Genomic DNA, 13,792 nt, shown 5'->3' on the forward strand with positions numbered 1-13,792 from the left:
AGGGGTCACGTGAAAGGTTTCTTTTCCCGGAAGGCCGCAGTGGTCGTCGCGGCTGTCGCGCTGATTCTCGGGGGATTCTTCACGACCGCCGCGGTGTACGCCGACCAGTCCAATGGTGGTGAGATCACCACCTTCAAAGCGCTGCCGCAACGGGGCGACGCCGCTGCGCCGATGGCCATGTCGTGGCGGGAACTCAGGTGCGGTATCCACCGGCTCGTGCGACAGGATTTCGGTGCGCGCGGATTGCCGGACGGATACCCAGTCGCCGTGACTTTGGCTGAGAATGGTTCAGGCGGCAGCGAATTCCTGGGCTCCGCACTGATGAATGTCTACAACGTGGTCGTGTGGGGTGGGCAAATCCAGGTCGTCGCGGACATTCAGTGGGATCACGGCCTGTGCGTCTGGTACAAGTTCAGTGTCGGGGCGTGACTGAAACAGCGTAACCGGGATTCACCCTATTGCCCGCTGGCCGCTCACTGGGACTGTGATCCTCCCAACCTGTGAGCGGCCAGCTCACATGCATGGCCGCCTATTAACCTGACTGACATGCAGACATGGGCAACGACACCGGTTCCACGTGTGGCAGGGACGCCACGGCCACTGCGGCTCTACGACACCGCCACCGGTGAGGTGCGGCCAACCGCGCCCGGCAAGACTGCCGGCCTGTACGTCTGCGGAATCACGCCGTACGACGCGACCCACCTGGGCCACGCCGCCACCTACCTCGCGTTCGACCTGATCCACCGGGTCTGGCTGGACAACGGGCACGAGGTCAACTACGTCCAGAACGTCACCGACATCGACGACCCGCTGTTGGAGCGGGCCGAGCGGGACCAGGATGACTGGGTTGTTCTCGGTATGCGGGAAACCGCGCTGTTCCGTGAGGACATGGTCGCGCTCAGGGTCTTGCCGCCGCGCTCGTACATCGGTGCGGTCGAGGCGATTCCCGAGATCGTCGAGGCGATCAGCAAGCTGCTGGCCGCGGGGCACGCGTACCGCGTCGAGGACTCCGAGTACCCAGACATCTACTTCGACCACACCGCGACTGGCCGGTTCGGTTACGAGTCCCGCTACGACGAGCCGACCATGCTCGAACTGTTCGCCGAGCGCGGCGGCGACCCCGATCGGCCAGGCAAGCGGCACCCGTTGGACGCTTTGCTGTGGCGGGTGGCGCGGCCGAATGAGCCGTCGTGGGAGAGCGAGATCGGGGCTGGACGGCCCGGGTGGCACGTCGAGTGCTCGGTCATCGCGTTGAACCGGCTGGGGTCGGCTTTCGACGTCCAGGGCGGCGGCTCGGACCTGATCTTCCCGCACCACGAGAACAGTGCCGCCCATGCCGAGGCACTGAGCAGTGAGTTCCCGTTCGCCCGGCACTACGTGCACGCCGGGATGATCGGCTTGGACGGGGAGAAGATGTCCAAGTCCCGCGGCAACCTCGTGTTCGTGTCGCGGTTGCGGGCCGACCGGGTGGACCCGGCGGCGGTGCGGCTGGCTCTGCTCGCCGGGCACTACCGCGAAGACCGGCCGTGGACCGCCGACCTGCTCGCGGACGGGGAGCGGCGGCTGGGTCGTTGGCGGGACGCGGCACTGCTGGAGTCCGGGCCGGACGCCACGGACACCATCACGCGGCTGCGTGACCACCTGTCCAACGACTTGGACACGCCGAACGCGCTGCGGGCGGTGGACGCGTGGGCCGACGAAGCGCTCGCCGGCCGGGGTAACGACCCGTCAGCTCCCGCGCAGTTCCGAGACGCCGTCGACGCTCTGCTCGGCATCGACATTTGAGCCCATGGCCGAAGCCGCCCAGCTCGCCAGCAGCCGCATGCTCTGCTCTGATGGCGAGCCCGGCTCGACCGTGTGCATCGCGATCATCATGTCCGGGTCGTCGCGCGGGATCAGGGACTCGTAGAACACCGTGAGCTCGCCGACGACCGGGTGGTGCAGGCGTTTCGTGCCATGTCCGTGCCGGAACACGTCGTGGTCGGCCCACCAGCGCCGGAAATCCGCGTCCCGTACCGACAATTCACCGACGAGCTTGGCCAGCTCCGGGTCATGCGGGTGCTGCCCGGCGTAGAACTGCAGGCCTGCCACAGCATTGCGCGCGCCGTCCGCCCAGTCGACGTAGACCTCGCGCGCGGCCGGGTCGAGGAACATGTACCTGGCTATGTTGCGCTCGTGCGGCGGCGCCGCGTCGAAGTCCTTGTACAGCGCGCGAGCCAGCAGGTTCGTCGCCAGCACGTCCATCCGGCGACCCAACAGCATCACCGGGATGTCGGACATCGACTCCAACGCCAGCCGCAGCCCTTGCCGGACCCGTTGCGGCGGCATGGGCCGTGTCCTGCGCGTCGGTTTGGCCACTGTGTACAGATAGGTGCGCTCGGTTTCGTTCAGCAGCAACGCTCTCGCCAACGCGTCCAGCACCGACTCCGACACGTTGACGTTCTTGCCGCGTTCCAGCCGGACGTAGTAGTCCACGCTCACTCCGGCGAGTTGTGCGACTTCCTCGCGGCGCAGGCCGGGCACCCGGCGCGTGCCCGGCAGGTTCGGCAGACCGACTTCCTCAGGCGTCACCCTGGCGCGGCGCGAGCGCAGAAACTCCCGGAGGTCGGTGTTCATCCTTCCAGCGTAGGGCGAATGCGTCGATCGTGCGGGGTACTGGCAGACCCTGTCACGAACCTGGCCGCACGGGTTTGGTGGACGTCATGGAATACAGGGTTCTTGGCGGCACCGGCATCTCGGTGAGCGAGTTCGCGCTCGGTGCGATGACGTTCGGCGAGTTCGCGAACGCCGATCACGACGAGTCGATCCGGATGATCCACACCGCGTTGGACGCGGGCATCAACTTCATCGACACGGCGGACTACTACTCAAGGGGAGAGTCCGAGCAGATCGTCGGCAAGGCGCTGAAGGGCAGGCGCGACAACGTGGTGGTGGCCACGAAGTTCTTCTTCCCGATGGGTGACGACCCGAACCAGCGCGGCGGCTCACCGCGGTGGATCAAGCGAGCGGTAGAGGAAAGTCTGCGCAGGCTGGACACGGATTACATTGACCTTTACCAGATGCACCGGCCGGACCCGGACACTGACATCGAGGAGTCGTTGTCGGCGTTGACGGACCTGGTGCGCGAAGGAAAAGTCCGCGCGATCGGCTCCTCGACCTTCCCGGCCGAGCAGATAGTCGAAGCCCAGTGGGCGGCGGAAAGGCGCGGCTACCAACGGTTCCGCGCGGAGCAACCGCCGTACTCGATCCTGATGCGCGGCATCGAACGCGACGTCCTACCCACCACCCAGCGCTACAACATGGGCGTACTGACCTGGAGTCCGCTGGTGGGCGGATGGTTGTCCGGCCGCGTATCGCCCGCAGCAGCAACCGGCCAACGCGCACAGATCGCCGGCGACATCTACGACCTGTCGGACCCAGCGAACCAGACCAAGCTGGCAGCGGTCGAACAACTGTCCAAACTAGCCGGTGATGCCGGAATGTCGTTGCCGCACATGGCTCTCGCTTTCGTCCTCGCCCACCCAGGCGTGACGTCGGTGATCATCGGTGCGAGCAAGCCGCATCACCTGACGGACCTCCTCGCGGGCGCGGACATCCGCCTCAGCGAGGAGATCCTGGACAAGATCGACGAAATCGTCCCGCCCGGCGTCACACTCCGGCAGAGCGACTCGTACTACACGCCGCCCGCCATCGCCGACAAACGCCTTCGTCGGCTGTGAAGGCCCGCGCGGTGACTGTGTCGCCGCGCGGTTTACGTGTTGCTTCCGGACGGGTGGCTGACGCCCGCCATCGCGGACAAGCCTCTCCTATGACGGACCCTCTTGGGACCGTGGTCCGCGGCCGGGGCCGCCGTGGCGGCGGCGACGCAAGTAGCGCTCGAACTCGGCCGCGATGACGTCACCGCTGGTCTCGTTCAGGGTGATCGCCGCGTCGCCGCGCTCTTCGAGGGCGCGGACGTAGTTGCTGACGTCTTCGTCCTCCTCGGCCATCTCGCTGACCGTGCGCTGCCACTCGTCGGCCTGCTCCGGCAGGGCCCCGAGGGGCACTTCCACGTCCAGGACCTCCTCGACGCGGTGCAACAGCGCGAGCGTGGCCTTCGGCGACGGGGGCTGCGAGACGTAGTGCGGCACCGCGGCCCACAGCGAGATCGCTGGGATCCCGGCCTGCACGCACGCGTCCTGCAGCACGCCCACGATGCCGGTCGGGCCCTGATAGCGGGACCTTTCGAGGCCAAACCTGGCGGCGGACGCGGCGTCATACGCTGTTCCGGTCACCGGGACAGGGCGGGTGTGGGGCGTGTCGGCCAGCATCGAACCCAGGGTGACGACCGTGGTCACGCCGAGGCGTTCGATGTGTTCGAGCAGTTCGGCGCAGAACTTCCGCCAGCGCATGTTCGGCTCGATACCGTGCACGAGGACGATGTCGCGGTTCGAGCCAGGCGGGCGGCACGAGGACAGCCGGGTCGTCGGCCACTCCACTCGCCGGGTCACGCCGTCCACCAGCTTGACCGTCGGCCGGGTCACCTGGAAGTCGTAGTAGTCGTCCGGGTCGATGTCCACCAGCGGGGACGCGTCCCAGGTCAGTTGGAGATGTTCGATCGCCGTACTCGCCGCGTCGCCAGCGTCATTCCATCCTTCGAAGGCGGCAACGAGAACAGGCTCGACGAGCGCTGGAGTGCCGGCGGTGCTCTGCGGGTCGTGATCGGTCACTTGCCAAGCCTACGACCCCGAGCGGGCAGTTGGACCACAGCAGCGCTACGTACCCTGTTGACATGCCATTTGCGCTGCTTGACGCCCTCGCTGAGCGTGTCGCGATCGCGGGTGGTGCGACGGTCACATTCACCACATCGAGGGATACCCGCGTGGTACACCACTGAAGACAAGCATGAGCGAACGCGAAGGGGGATTCGTTGACACGCGTGCCTGAGGCCGTGCTGTGGGACATGGACGGGACGCTGATCGACTCGGAGAAGCTCTGGGACATCGGCCTGCACGAGCTGGCCGAACAGCTCGGCGGCCGGCTGTCGCAGCAGACCAGGGACGCGGTCGTCGGCTCCAACATGGAGAACACCATGCTGGAGATCTTCGGCTCGCTGGGCCTCGAGCCGGACCCCGCCGCGATGGACAAGGCGGCGGCGTGGCTGACCGAACGCACGATGGAGCTGTTCCGCCTGAGCCTGCCGTGGCGGCCCGGTGCTCGTGAGGTCCTTGAGTCACTACGCGACAACAACGTGCCCATGGCCTTGGTCACATCGACCGAGCGCGCGCTCACCGAGGTCGCGCTCGACTCGATCGGGCGGTCTTTCTTCGCCGCCACGATCTGCGGCGACGAGGTCGGTGGCCGCAACAAGCCCGACCCGGCGCCGTACCTGATGGCCGCCGACCTGCTGGGTGTTCCCGCTGATAGGTGCGTTGCGATCGAGGATTCGCCGATGGGCATGCAGTCGGCCGTGGCCGCGGGCTGCACTGTGCTGGTCGTGCCGGCCGAGGTGCCGATCGCGCCTGGCGAGCGATGGACCGTCCGGAATTCGCTCGTTGGTGTGGATGCGTTCACCCTCGGCGCTTTGAGCGCCGTCGAGCTGGGATGAAAAGATCCCAGCTGTGAAGACGTTCGACGAACTGTTCGCCGAGCTCAGTGAGCGCGCGCGGACCCGTCCTGCTGGGTCGGGCACCGTGGCGGCGCTGGATGCGGGTGTGCACGCGCAGGGCAAGAAGGTGCTGGAAGAGGCCGGCGAGGTGTGGCTGGCCGCCGAGCATGAGGACGACGAGCATCTGGCTGAGGAGGTCTCCCAGCTGCTCTACCGGGTCCAGGTGCTCATGATCGGGCGCGGACTGACCCTCGACGACGTCTACCGCTATCTCTGAGGAGTCTTTGCCATGTTGCGTGTCGCCGTGCCCAACAAGGGGTCACTGGCCGCGTCCGCGTCGGAGATGCTGGCCGAGGCCGGTTACCGGCAGCGAGGCGAGCAGCGCGACCTCACCGTGCTCGACTCGACCAACGAGGTCGAATTCTTCTTCCTGCGGCCGAAGGACATCGCCGCATACGTCGGCTCCGGCGACCTGGACCTGGGCATCACCGGCCGTGACCTCGCACAGGAGTCCGGTGCGCCGGTGCAGGAGCGGCTCAGCCTTGGCTTCGGCGCGTCGACGTTCCGCTACGCCGCCCCGGCAGGCCGGGACTGGACCCTGGCCGACCTGGACGGCAAGCGCCTGGCGACCGCATACCCCCGGCTGGTCCGCGACGACCTGGGCAAGCACGGGATCAAAGCGGACGTGATCCGGCTGGACGGCGCCGTGGAGATCTCGGTGCAACTCGGCCTGGCCGACGCCATCGCGGACGTCGTCGGCTCGGGCCGGACCTTGCGGCAGCACAACCTGGTCGCGTTCGGTGAGCCGATCTGCGTGTCGGAGGCCGTGCTCGTCACGCGCGCGGGAGTGAACCCGTCCCCGGAAGCCGAGCAGCTGACGGCACGGTTGCAGGGTGTGGTCTTCGCCCAGCAGTACATGATGCTGGACTACGACTGCCCGAAGACCTTGCTGGACAACGCCCTGGAAGTCACTCCCGGCCTGGAATCGCCGACGGTCGCGCCGCTGGCCAACCCGGACTGGGTGGCGGTGCGGGCGATGGTGCCGCGCAAGCGGGCCAACCCGATCATGGACGAACTGGCCGCGATCGGCGCCAAGGCCATCCTCGCCTCCGACATCCGCTCCTGCCGCCTCTAACACACGACAGCCGCGCGGTGACTCACATGGTCACCGCGCGGGGACCGGCACAGAAAACACACGTCCGCGATGGCGGGCGTTGTAGTCAACGTGTCGATCTGCCGGGCATTCGCTGCCCGTCTGGAACTGTCACAGCGTTTTTACGAGTTCGTCGAGTCCCGTGGTGTACGCGTTGTCCATAATGGACATGTGGCCTGCGCCGTTTTCCAGGTGTGCCACGGTGTTCGGGACGTGGGCGGCGAGCCATTCGCCGTGTGCGAAGGGGACCATCCAGTCTTCGGTGCCCTGCCAGATGAATGTCGGCACGGCGATGTCCGCGACGTCGAAGCCCCACGGCTTGACGAATGCCAGGTCGTCGTCCAGCCAGCCGTTCACGCTCGTGCCAATGGCTTCGGCGAAGATCGCCGCGATGTCACGCGTGAACTCGTCTGTCATCGCCGCTTCGTCGGCCGCTGACAGCAGGCCCGCGAAGCCTGCCGCCACCGTGGCCGGATCGTTGGTCGCCATCGCTGGCGCCGCTTCTTCCAACGCGGGCCGCAGGACGCCTTCGCCTTTCGCCGCGAGCGAGAACTCCTCGATGTTCGGCTCGCCCATTCCGGCGAGGAAATCCAGGTCCGGCTGTCCCCACGGGGCCACTCCGGCGACGGACATCGCACCGGCCACCCGATCGGGCAACAGCGCGGCGCACGCCAACGCGTGCGGTCCGCCTCCGGACCACCCGGCGACCACGCATTTCGGTGCCTCAAGGTGGTCGAGGATCGCGGCCACGTCAGGCGCCGCCGCGGCGATGTCCCGGCCCGGTTGTCTCGTTGACTTGCCGTATCCGGCGCGTGAGAACGTCACCAGCCGCAGGCCACGCTCGTGTGCGGCTCGTTGGATGTAGCTGAACTGGACGACAGAACTCGGTGTCCCGTGGTTGAACACCAGCGGTACGCCGTCGTCCGGCCCGGTGACAAGCACGTCCAGCACACGCCCGTCCGGCAGATCGAGAATCGTCACACTGTCATCGTGCCGCCGAAGTGCCCGGCTCGCAGCGGCTAGACCTGCGACGACGACTTGTTGCCATGGCGTTTCCAGAACTGTCAGACCCCTCGCCTAGTGTTTCGGGCGTGACGGTGCCTGAAGAAGCGGTCCCAGTGGAAGTGGCGGCCGAGGTGCGGCGGCGGCCCGCTTTGTCCCCTTCCCGCGCCAGCGATTTCAAGCAGTGCCCGTTGCTCTACAGATTCCGTGCCGTCGACCGGTTGCCCGAAACGCCGAGCAAGGCCCAGATGCGCGGCACGGTCGTGCACGCTGTCCTCGAACAGCTCTACGGCCTGCCCGCCGCCGAACGGGTCCCCGCCACCGCGCACAAGCTCCTGCAGCCGGCGTGGGCCAAACTCACCGAAGAGGCCCCCGAACTGGCCGGTCAGCTGTTCAGCGACGGCGAAAGCCTCGACGACTGGCTCGCCTCGGCAGGCGAGCTGATCGACGGCTACTTCACCCTCGAGGACCCGCGCAGGCTCGAACCCGAGGCGTGCGAGCTGCTGGTCGAGTCCGAGCTGCCGTCCGGCGTGCTGCTCAGGGGATACATCGACCGCCTCGACGTCGCGCCGACCGGTGAGATCCGGGTCGTCGACTACAAGACCGGCGCCGCGCCCCGGGAAATCGGCGAGGCCAAAGCCCTGTTCCAGATGAAGTTCTACGCGCTGGTGTTGTGGCGCCTGCGCGGAGTGGTGCCCAGGCAGCTGCGCCTGATGTACCTCTCCGACCGGCAGTCCCTCGCGTACACGCCGGACGAAGCCGAACTCAAGCGCTTCGAGCGCACGCTGGAAGCGATCTGGGACGCCGTCATGCGCGCGGCCAAGACCGGCGACTTCCGGCCGAACAAGAGCAGGCTCTGCGACTACTGCGACCACAAGGCGTTCTGCCCGGAATTCGGCGGTACCCCACCGGAGTACCCCGGCTGGCCCGAACCCGACTCCGGTACCGAGACGGTCCTCGACCGCGCCGATTAGTTTCCGCGCCGATTAGTTTCTGGACCGATCGGGGTCTCAACATGTGTGACTCCACCACTGATCGGCGGGGCTGAGCTGCTGGAGCGGGCCGTCGGGTACGCGCTCGGCAGCTTGCTGCTCGTCAAGCCCGAGGTCCTCGGCCATCCGACGCCCTGCCGGGCGTGGGACCTGAAGGCGTTGCTGCGGCACATGAACGACTCGCTCGCCGCGTTGCACGAGGCCGTCGACAGTGGACACGTCGGGCTGGAGGCGGCGACCGGCGACCCCGCGGCTGATCTTGTCGCCGAGCTCAAGGACCGGGCCTGTCACCTGATCGGAGCGTGGACGGCGTCCACCCGGTCCACTGTGTCGATCGCCGACCGGCAGCTCACCGGCGCGATCGTCAGCTGCGCGGGAGCCGTGGAGATCACCACCCACGGCTGGGACGTGGCCAGGGCGTGCGGCGTCAACAGGCCTGTGCCCGACGAACTCGCCGAGGACCTGCTGCAGCTCGCCGAGCTGTTCGTGACCGATCACGACCGGCCGGACCGGTTCGCCGCACCGGTTCCGATGAGCTGCTTGGCCCGGCCGGGCGACCGATTGGTTGCTTTCTTGGGCCGAATTCCTTGACGACACGTATTCCGTAGCGCGGCACACGGCAGTTCAACATCAGGCCCCCTAGGCTCGACACCATGACCACGATCCGCAGGAGTGGCCGCGTCGCCGGTGGCGACGGCGGCTTGCTGCTGTTCCGGGTCGCCGGTGTGCCGGTGCTGCTGGCGCCGTCGTGGTGGATCGGCGCGTTCGCCGTCGTGCTGCTCTACACACCGTTGGTCGACCGGCTGATGCCCGGCGTCAGCGACGGCACCGCCCTGTTGCTCGCGTCTGCCTTCGCGATCCTGCTTGGCGCGTCCGTGCTCGCTCACGAACTCGGGCACTGCGTGGTGGCGTTGCGGTTCGGCCTGCCGGTCCGTCGGGTCCGGCTCTTCCTGCTTGGCGGGATCTCGGAAGTCGCCAGAACACCCCGCAAACCCGCGCACGAAGGCCTCGTGGCCGCGGCGGGTCCGGGCGTGTCCGTCGTGCTCGCCGCGTTGTTCGGGATGGCGCTGCTGATCGGCCCGGACGATGGCGCGATCTGGGTCCTGCTGCTCGAATGCACGGCCGCGAACCTCGTGGTCGCCGTGTTCAACCTGCTGCCAGGGCTGCCGCTGGACGGTGGCCGGATGCTGCGCGCGGGGATCTGGGCGCTGACCGGGCGCCGCTCGAAAGGCACGTTCGCGGCCGCCCTCGGTGGTGGGCTCGTCGCCGCCGCACTGCTGGTCTGGGCGATGTTCGGCATCGCGGACGACAGCCCGGACAAGTGGCTGCGGCTCGGCGTCTGCTTGCTGACAGCGTGGTTCGTGGTCGCGGGCGCGGCGGGAGAGTTCTCCGCCGAACAGCGCCGGACGTGGCCGGAGGGCCTGCGGCTGGCCGACCTCGTCCAGCCCGTCCTGCAGCTTCCGGCGGAGAGCCCGGTCGCGGACGCGCTGGGTGCCTCGGCAGGCCGTGGCGTGGTTCTCGTGCGCGCGGACGGTGTCGCGGCCGGGTTGCTCGACCGGGAGACCGCGGAGCGGCTCGCCAGCCAGTCGCCGTTGTCCCCGGCGGAACAGGCCGCCGAGCCGATCCGGCCGGAGATGGTCCTGCTCGACTCCGAACCGGGCGAGGAGATCATCGAACGGGTCGCCGAGACCGCCGCGTGGCAGTTCCTCGTCGTCGACGAAGAAGGCCGCCCGTCCGGCGTGCTGCGCCGGGAAGACCTCAAAGCAGCCCTGCGTAACGCCTGATCGGGGCGGGATGCCACGATATGTGGCCAGACGGGCCAACAGGGAGTAGAGCGCAGGTGTCGGTGAGCAGGGCGAGCGGCCCGTTCCGTAAAGGTGACCGGGTACAACTGACCGACCCGAAAGGCCGGCATTACACGCTGGTGCTTGAAGAAGGCGGCCAGTACCACACGCATCGCGGCGCGCTGGCGCACGACGACCTGATCGGTGCCCCCGAGGGCTCGGTGGTCACGTCGGTCGGCGGCACGTCGTTCCTGGCGCTGCGGCCGCTGCTGCCGGACTACGTGCTGTCCATGCCGCGCGGCGCGCAGGTGATCTACCCCAAGGACGCCGCCCAGATCGTCATGTGGGGCGACATCTTCCCGGGCGCGCGCGTTCTGGAAGCGGGCGCTGGATCGGGCGCGTTGACGTGCTCACTGCTGCGTGCGGTCGGCGAGACGGGCAGTGTGACGTCCTACGAGATCCGTGACGACCACGCCGATCACGCGCGGCGCAACGTGGTCCAGTTCTTCGGTGAGCAGCCCGAGAACTGGACGCTGAACGTCGCCGATCTGGCCACGCACACCGGGGAAGTGGACCGGGTCGTGCTGGACATGTTGGCGCCGTGGGAAATGCTCGACGTCGTCAAGCAGAACCTGATTCCCGGCGGGGTCCTGGTGGTCTACGTCGCGACCGTCACGCAGTTGTCGCGGGTGACCGAAGCGTTGCGGGAACAGCAATGCTGGACCGAGCCGCAGTCGTGGGAGACACTGCAGCGGCCGTGGCACGTGGTTGGTCTCGCCGTGCGCCCGGACCACCGGATGATCGCGCACACCGCGTTCCTGCTGACCGCTCGAAGGCTGGCCGACGGTGTTGTCGCACCTAGGGTTCAGCGTCGGTCGGGCAAGCACTAAAGCCCGCAGACCCGCCAGTCGCCGTCCTCTTTGACCAGATCGAACGGCTCGTCCTCGTTCTGCTCCGGCGTGCCGGGCGCGGTCACCTTCGTGCCCATGGTGAACTTGCCCTTGTCGCCGTCGGTGGTGACGTCCTTGACCGTCAAGGTGAACTGCGGCGCGCCGGGGACGGGATTCTCCTTCGCGGCGAACGCGTCCCGCAGCTGCTGCATGTTCTGCTTGCACACCAACGGTTCGAAATCGTCCACATTGACGTCACGGCCCGAGGTGTTCAGCCCGCGCTGGTAGATCTCGGCGAACTCCCTGGCGACCGTCGTCGGTTCGTCGGCCGAACTGCCGCCGGTCAACAGCAGGATGCCGCCGACCACGATCCCGGCGACGAGCACCGTCGCGGCGACGACCAAGATCACACCGTTGCGGCGCTTGGTTTCCTCGGTCCGCCCCAGCGGTCCCATCTTCGCCGCGCGCGGCCTCTTCTGGATCATCGCGCGGGCGTTGTTTCCGAAGTGGACGGTACGGTCGGCGTCGGTTCGCTTGGTGCGGCCGGAGGTGTGGTCTCCGTGGGCCGGGTGGTGCTCGGCCTCGGCCGGAACGTCACACCACAGACCTTCCAGCCGGTCTCTTCCTTGACCAGCGCGTAATCCTGGTCGGCGCGGACGTTCTCCGTGCCGCCGACGAGCGTGGCGCGTCCTTTGTCACCCTCGATCTGGACGTCCTTCACGGTGATCGAGAGGCGCGACGACGGCGTCGGCGCGTAGGACCGCATGAGTTCCTTGCTCTCCCGGTCCTGCCATTCCTGGTCGAGCGCTTCCTGCTCCTGTTCGCAGATCAGCGCTTGCACTTCCGATTTGGACAGTGTGAACGCGCCGTCGTTGCGGCCCTTCTCCAGCAACGTGGCGAACCGCTGCACGACGTCCCGCGCCGCGGCCTTCTCCTGCTGCAGCGCGATGTCCTCGGGGTTGGGCCGGGACGCCACGATCGCGAGCGCGACACCGCCGCCTGCCAGCACCACAACCGCCAGCCCGATGGCGATGATCAAACGGATCCGGCTGGCTTTCGACGCGGGCGGGCTGATCTGGACGGTCTCGGGTTCGGCAGGCTTGTCGGCCTCAGGTTTCTCGGGCTCGGCCATGCCCACACCGTATCCGGCGGCTGTGAAATGAGCGTCACCCGACCCCGCCGATGCGGGGCGAGTCGAGGCCGCACAACGTCCACTTGTCGGCACTGAGCTGAATGCGCATCGTGCCGTCCTGCTCGGCGCCGTCGAACCGGACGGTGAACGAGGCGACGTAGCCGTCCGGGAACTTGCTCAGCTGCCCCAGTTCGAACGCGATCGGCTTGGCGCGAGTGGTCGCCGGGGAGGCGGGGTCCAAGTGCGGCACGGCTTTCATCAGCTCACGACGCCCGGTTGACTTTCCCTGTGCGCATGTGAGCTCAATCACACCGTCGAGGTCCTTGGCGTTGAGCCGGTCGATGACGGCCTTCGCGATGCTCTCCGGCGAAGTGGGTCCGGTCCCCGCGGCGGCCGGGGGAGTCGCGGGCGGCGGGTCGGGGCGCGAGATGACGAAGTACGTCAGAGTTCCGGCCCCGCCCAGCACCATGCCCGTGATGACCATTGCGGTCGTGCGGCGTCTCGCGGGCTCTCGCACCCGCACAACCCTAGTTGGTCGGGGAAGTCGTGGATGTGGACCTGCGCGACGTCGACGGGCTGTCGGAGCTGCCGAGCGTCGCCCGGCTCACGCACCACTTGCCTGCCTCTTTCTGCAAGGTGAGCGACATCGGCCTGGTGCTCGGCCGCGCCTTGCCCACCTCGGTGACCTTGATGTTGAGCCTGGCCCGCGCGTTGTCCCCGCTCTCGGTGACCTCGCCGACGAGACTGGTCTGCAGTGTGACGTCGGCAGGGATCCTGCCCAGCTCGAACGCCGGACTCGGCTTGCTGGGGTCGCACAACGTCTTCGTCGCGGCGTCCCTGTCCTTCTTGTCCACCGCCTTGATGACCTCGTCGACCACACCCTGTGCGGAGTCGGACTTCGGCTGGGCGGAGGTGGTCTGCGCGGCGGGCGTGGAGCTGTCGTCGCCGCCCGTCAGCAGAAGGATCGCCGTCACGCCACCGCCCACAACCAGGACACCCGCGATGGCCAAGCCGATGATCAGGCCGTTCTTGTTCTTCTGCGGTGGCATCCCGCCCGGATAGCCGGGCTGCTGACCCCAGCCCGGTTGTTGCTGGCCCCAGCCTGGCTGCTGCGGTTGCCCGTAGCCACCTTGCTGCTGCGGCTGGCCGTAACCGCCTTGCTGCCAACCGGGCTGCTGACCGTACGGATCGGGTTGGCCGTACGGCCCTGGCTGCTGTGGCGGGTAAGTCATGAAAGTCCCAGTCTTCCGAA

The 13,792-nt window shown here is 67.7% G+C and carries 17 protein-coding genes; 10 read left to right on the forward strand and 7 right to left on the reverse strand.

The features are described 5' to 3' along the window. Window positions 1-9: 9 nt before the first annotated feature. Together B9C43_RS04310 and mshC are read left to right on the forward strand one after the other, a co-directional pair. Entirely contained in the window at window positions 10-429 is a 420-nt protein-coding gene (locus B9C43_RS04310; protein WP_084424730.1) for a hypothetical protein, read from the forward strand. Window positions 430-546: 117 nt separating this feature from the next. After that, window positions 547-1,785, forward strand: a complete 1,239-nt coding sequence (mshC, locus tag B9C43_RS04315; protein ID WP_084424731.1) for a cysteine--1-D-myo-inosityl 2-amino-2-deoxy-alpha-D-glucopyranoside ligase — start codon at window positions 547-549, stop codon at window positions 1,783-1,785. Here mshC and B9C43_RS04320 read toward each other — a convergent pair. After that, the gene (locus tag B9C43_RS04320; protein WP_051895934.1) at window positions 1,729-2,616 is read right to left on the reverse strand and encodes a helix-turn-helix transcriptional regulator; all 888 of its coding nucleotides are present in this window, start codon (window positions 2,614-2,616) and stop codon (window positions 1,729-1,731) included. The two genes, mshC and B9C43_RS04320, sit on opposite strands and share 57 nt — an antisense overlap. An 86-nt stretch (window positions 2,617-2,702) precedes the next feature. Here B9C43_RS04320 and B9C43_RS04325 point away from each other — a divergent pair, with 86 nt between their 5' ends. Then, window positions 2,703-3,719 (forward strand): aldo/keto reductase, encoded by a 1,017-nt coding sequence (locus B9C43_RS04325; RefSeq protein ID WP_084424733.1) that lies wholly within the window; start codon window positions 2,703-2,705, stop codon window positions 3,717-3,719. Between the two features lie 87 nt (window positions 3,720-3,806). On the opposite strand, the gene B9C43_RS04330 is transcribed toward B9C43_RS04325, so the two are convergent. Beyond that, on the reverse strand, window positions 3,807-4,709 hold the full coding sequence (locus tag B9C43_RS04330) for a PAC2 family protein (RefSeq protein ID WP_084424734.1): 903 nt from the start codon (window positions 4,707-4,709) through the stop codon (window positions 3,807-3,809). Between the two features lie 200 nt (window positions 4,710-4,909). Between B9C43_RS04330 and B9C43_RS04335 the strand changes: the two genes are divergently transcribed. Genes B9C43_RS04335 through hisG form a run of 3 tightly spaced genes read left to right on the forward strand, consistent with a single transcriptional unit; the run spans window position 4,910 to window position 6,722 of the window. Continuing rightward, a complete protein-coding gene (locus tag B9C43_RS04335; RefSeq protein ID WP_143446105.1) occupies window positions 4,910-5,587 on the forward strand; it encodes an HAD family hydrolase in 678 nt (225 codons plus the stop codon). Window positions 5,588-5,600: 13 nt separating this feature from the next. After that, window positions 5,601-5,864, forward strand: coding sequence for a phosphoribosyl-ATP diphosphatase (locus tag B9C43_RS04340; protein ID WP_033393321.1), 264 nt, complete (start codon window positions 5,601-5,603; stop codon window positions 5,862-5,864). A 12-nt stretch (window positions 5,865-5,876) separates the two neighbouring features. Beyond that, on the forward strand, window positions 5,877-6,722 hold the full coding sequence (hisG, locus tag B9C43_RS04345; protein ID WP_084424736.1) for an ATP phosphoribosyltransferase: 846 nt from the start codon (window positions 5,877-5,879) through the stop codon (window positions 6,720-6,722). A 129-nt stretch (window positions 6,723-6,851) separates the two neighbouring features. Here hisG and B9C43_RS04350 read toward each other — a convergent pair whose 3' ends face one another. After that, window positions 6,852-7,721 carry an alpha/beta fold hydrolase gene (locus B9C43_RS04350; protein WP_084424738.1) on the reverse strand — a complete coding sequence of 290 codons (870 nt, stop codon included), beginning with the start codon at window positions 7,719-7,721 and terminating at the stop codon, window positions 6,852-6,854. A gap of 110 nt (window positions 7,722-7,831) precedes the next feature. Between B9C43_RS04350 and B9C43_RS04355 the strand changes: the two genes are divergently transcribed. The 4 genes from B9C43_RS04355 to B9C43_RS04370 all read left to right on the forward strand — a co-directional run bounded on the left by B9C43_RS04355 (window position 7,832) and on the right by B9C43_RS04370 (window position 11,408). Continuing rightward, entirely contained in the window at window positions 7,832-8,716 is an 885-nt protein-coding gene (locus B9C43_RS04355; RefSeq protein WP_235038423.1) for a RecB family exonuclease, read from the forward strand. Window positions 8,717-8,761: 45 nt separating this feature from the next. Then, complete coding sequence (locus tag B9C43_RS04360) at window positions 8,762-9,325, forward strand: TIGR03086 family metal-binding protein (protein WP_033393325.1); 564 nt, start codon at window positions 8,762-8,764, stop codon at window positions 9,323-9,325. 62 nt (window positions 9,326-9,387) lie between these two features. Further along, window positions 9,388-10,518, forward strand: coding sequence for a site-2 protease family protein (locus B9C43_RS04365; RefSeq protein ID WP_084424741.1), 1,131 nt, complete (start codon window positions 9,388-9,390; stop codon window positions 10,516-10,518). 62 nt (window positions 10,519-10,580) lie between these two features. Continuing rightward, window positions 10,581-11,408, forward strand: a complete 828-nt coding sequence (locus B9C43_RS04370) for a tRNA (adenine-N1)-methyltransferase (protein WP_033393332.1) — start codon at window positions 10,581-10,583, stop codon at window positions 11,406-11,408. On the opposite strand, the gene B9C43_RS04375 is transcribed toward B9C43_RS04370, so the two are convergent. Genes B9C43_RS04375 through B9C43_RS04390 form a run of 4 tightly spaced genes read right to left on the reverse strand, consistent with a single transcriptional unit; the run spans window position 11,405 to window position 13,772 of the window. Then, complete coding sequence (locus B9C43_RS04375; protein ID WP_143446106.1) at window positions 11,405-11,893, reverse strand: Rv0361 family membrane protein; 489 nt, start codon at window positions 11,891-11,893, stop codon at window positions 11,405-11,407. The two genes, B9C43_RS04370 and B9C43_RS04375, sit on opposite strands and share 4 nt — an antisense overlap. Next, the gene (locus tag B9C43_RS04380; RefSeq protein WP_143446107.1) at window positions 11,890-12,540 is read right to left on the reverse strand and encodes an Rv0361 family membrane protein; all 651 of its coding nucleotides are present in this window, start codon (window positions 12,538-12,540) and stop codon (window positions 11,890-11,892) included. The genes B9C43_RS04375 and B9C43_RS04380 overlap by 4 nt, the downstream gene beginning before the upstream one ends. A gap of 34 nt (window positions 12,541-12,574) precedes the next feature. Beyond that, window positions 12,575-13,057, reverse strand: a complete 483-nt coding sequence (locus B9C43_RS04385; protein WP_143446108.1) for a hypothetical protein — start codon at window positions 13,055-13,057, stop codon at window positions 12,575-12,577. 10 nt (window positions 13,058-13,067) lie between these two features. Further along, the gene (locus B9C43_RS04390; protein ID WP_084424746.1) at window positions 13,068-13,772 is read right to left on the reverse strand and encodes an Rv0361 family membrane protein; all 705 of its coding nucleotides are present in this window, start codon (window positions 13,770-13,772) and stop codon (window positions 13,068-13,070) included. Between the last annotated feature and the right edge of the window lie 20 nt (window positions 13,773-13,792).

It is taken from the genome of Kibdelosporangium aridum (assembly GCF_900176515.1).
In the GTDB taxonomy this organism is placed as follows: Bacteria; Actinomycetota; Actinomycetes; order Mycobacteriales; family Pseudonocardiaceae; genus Kibdelosporangium; species Kibdelosporangium aridum.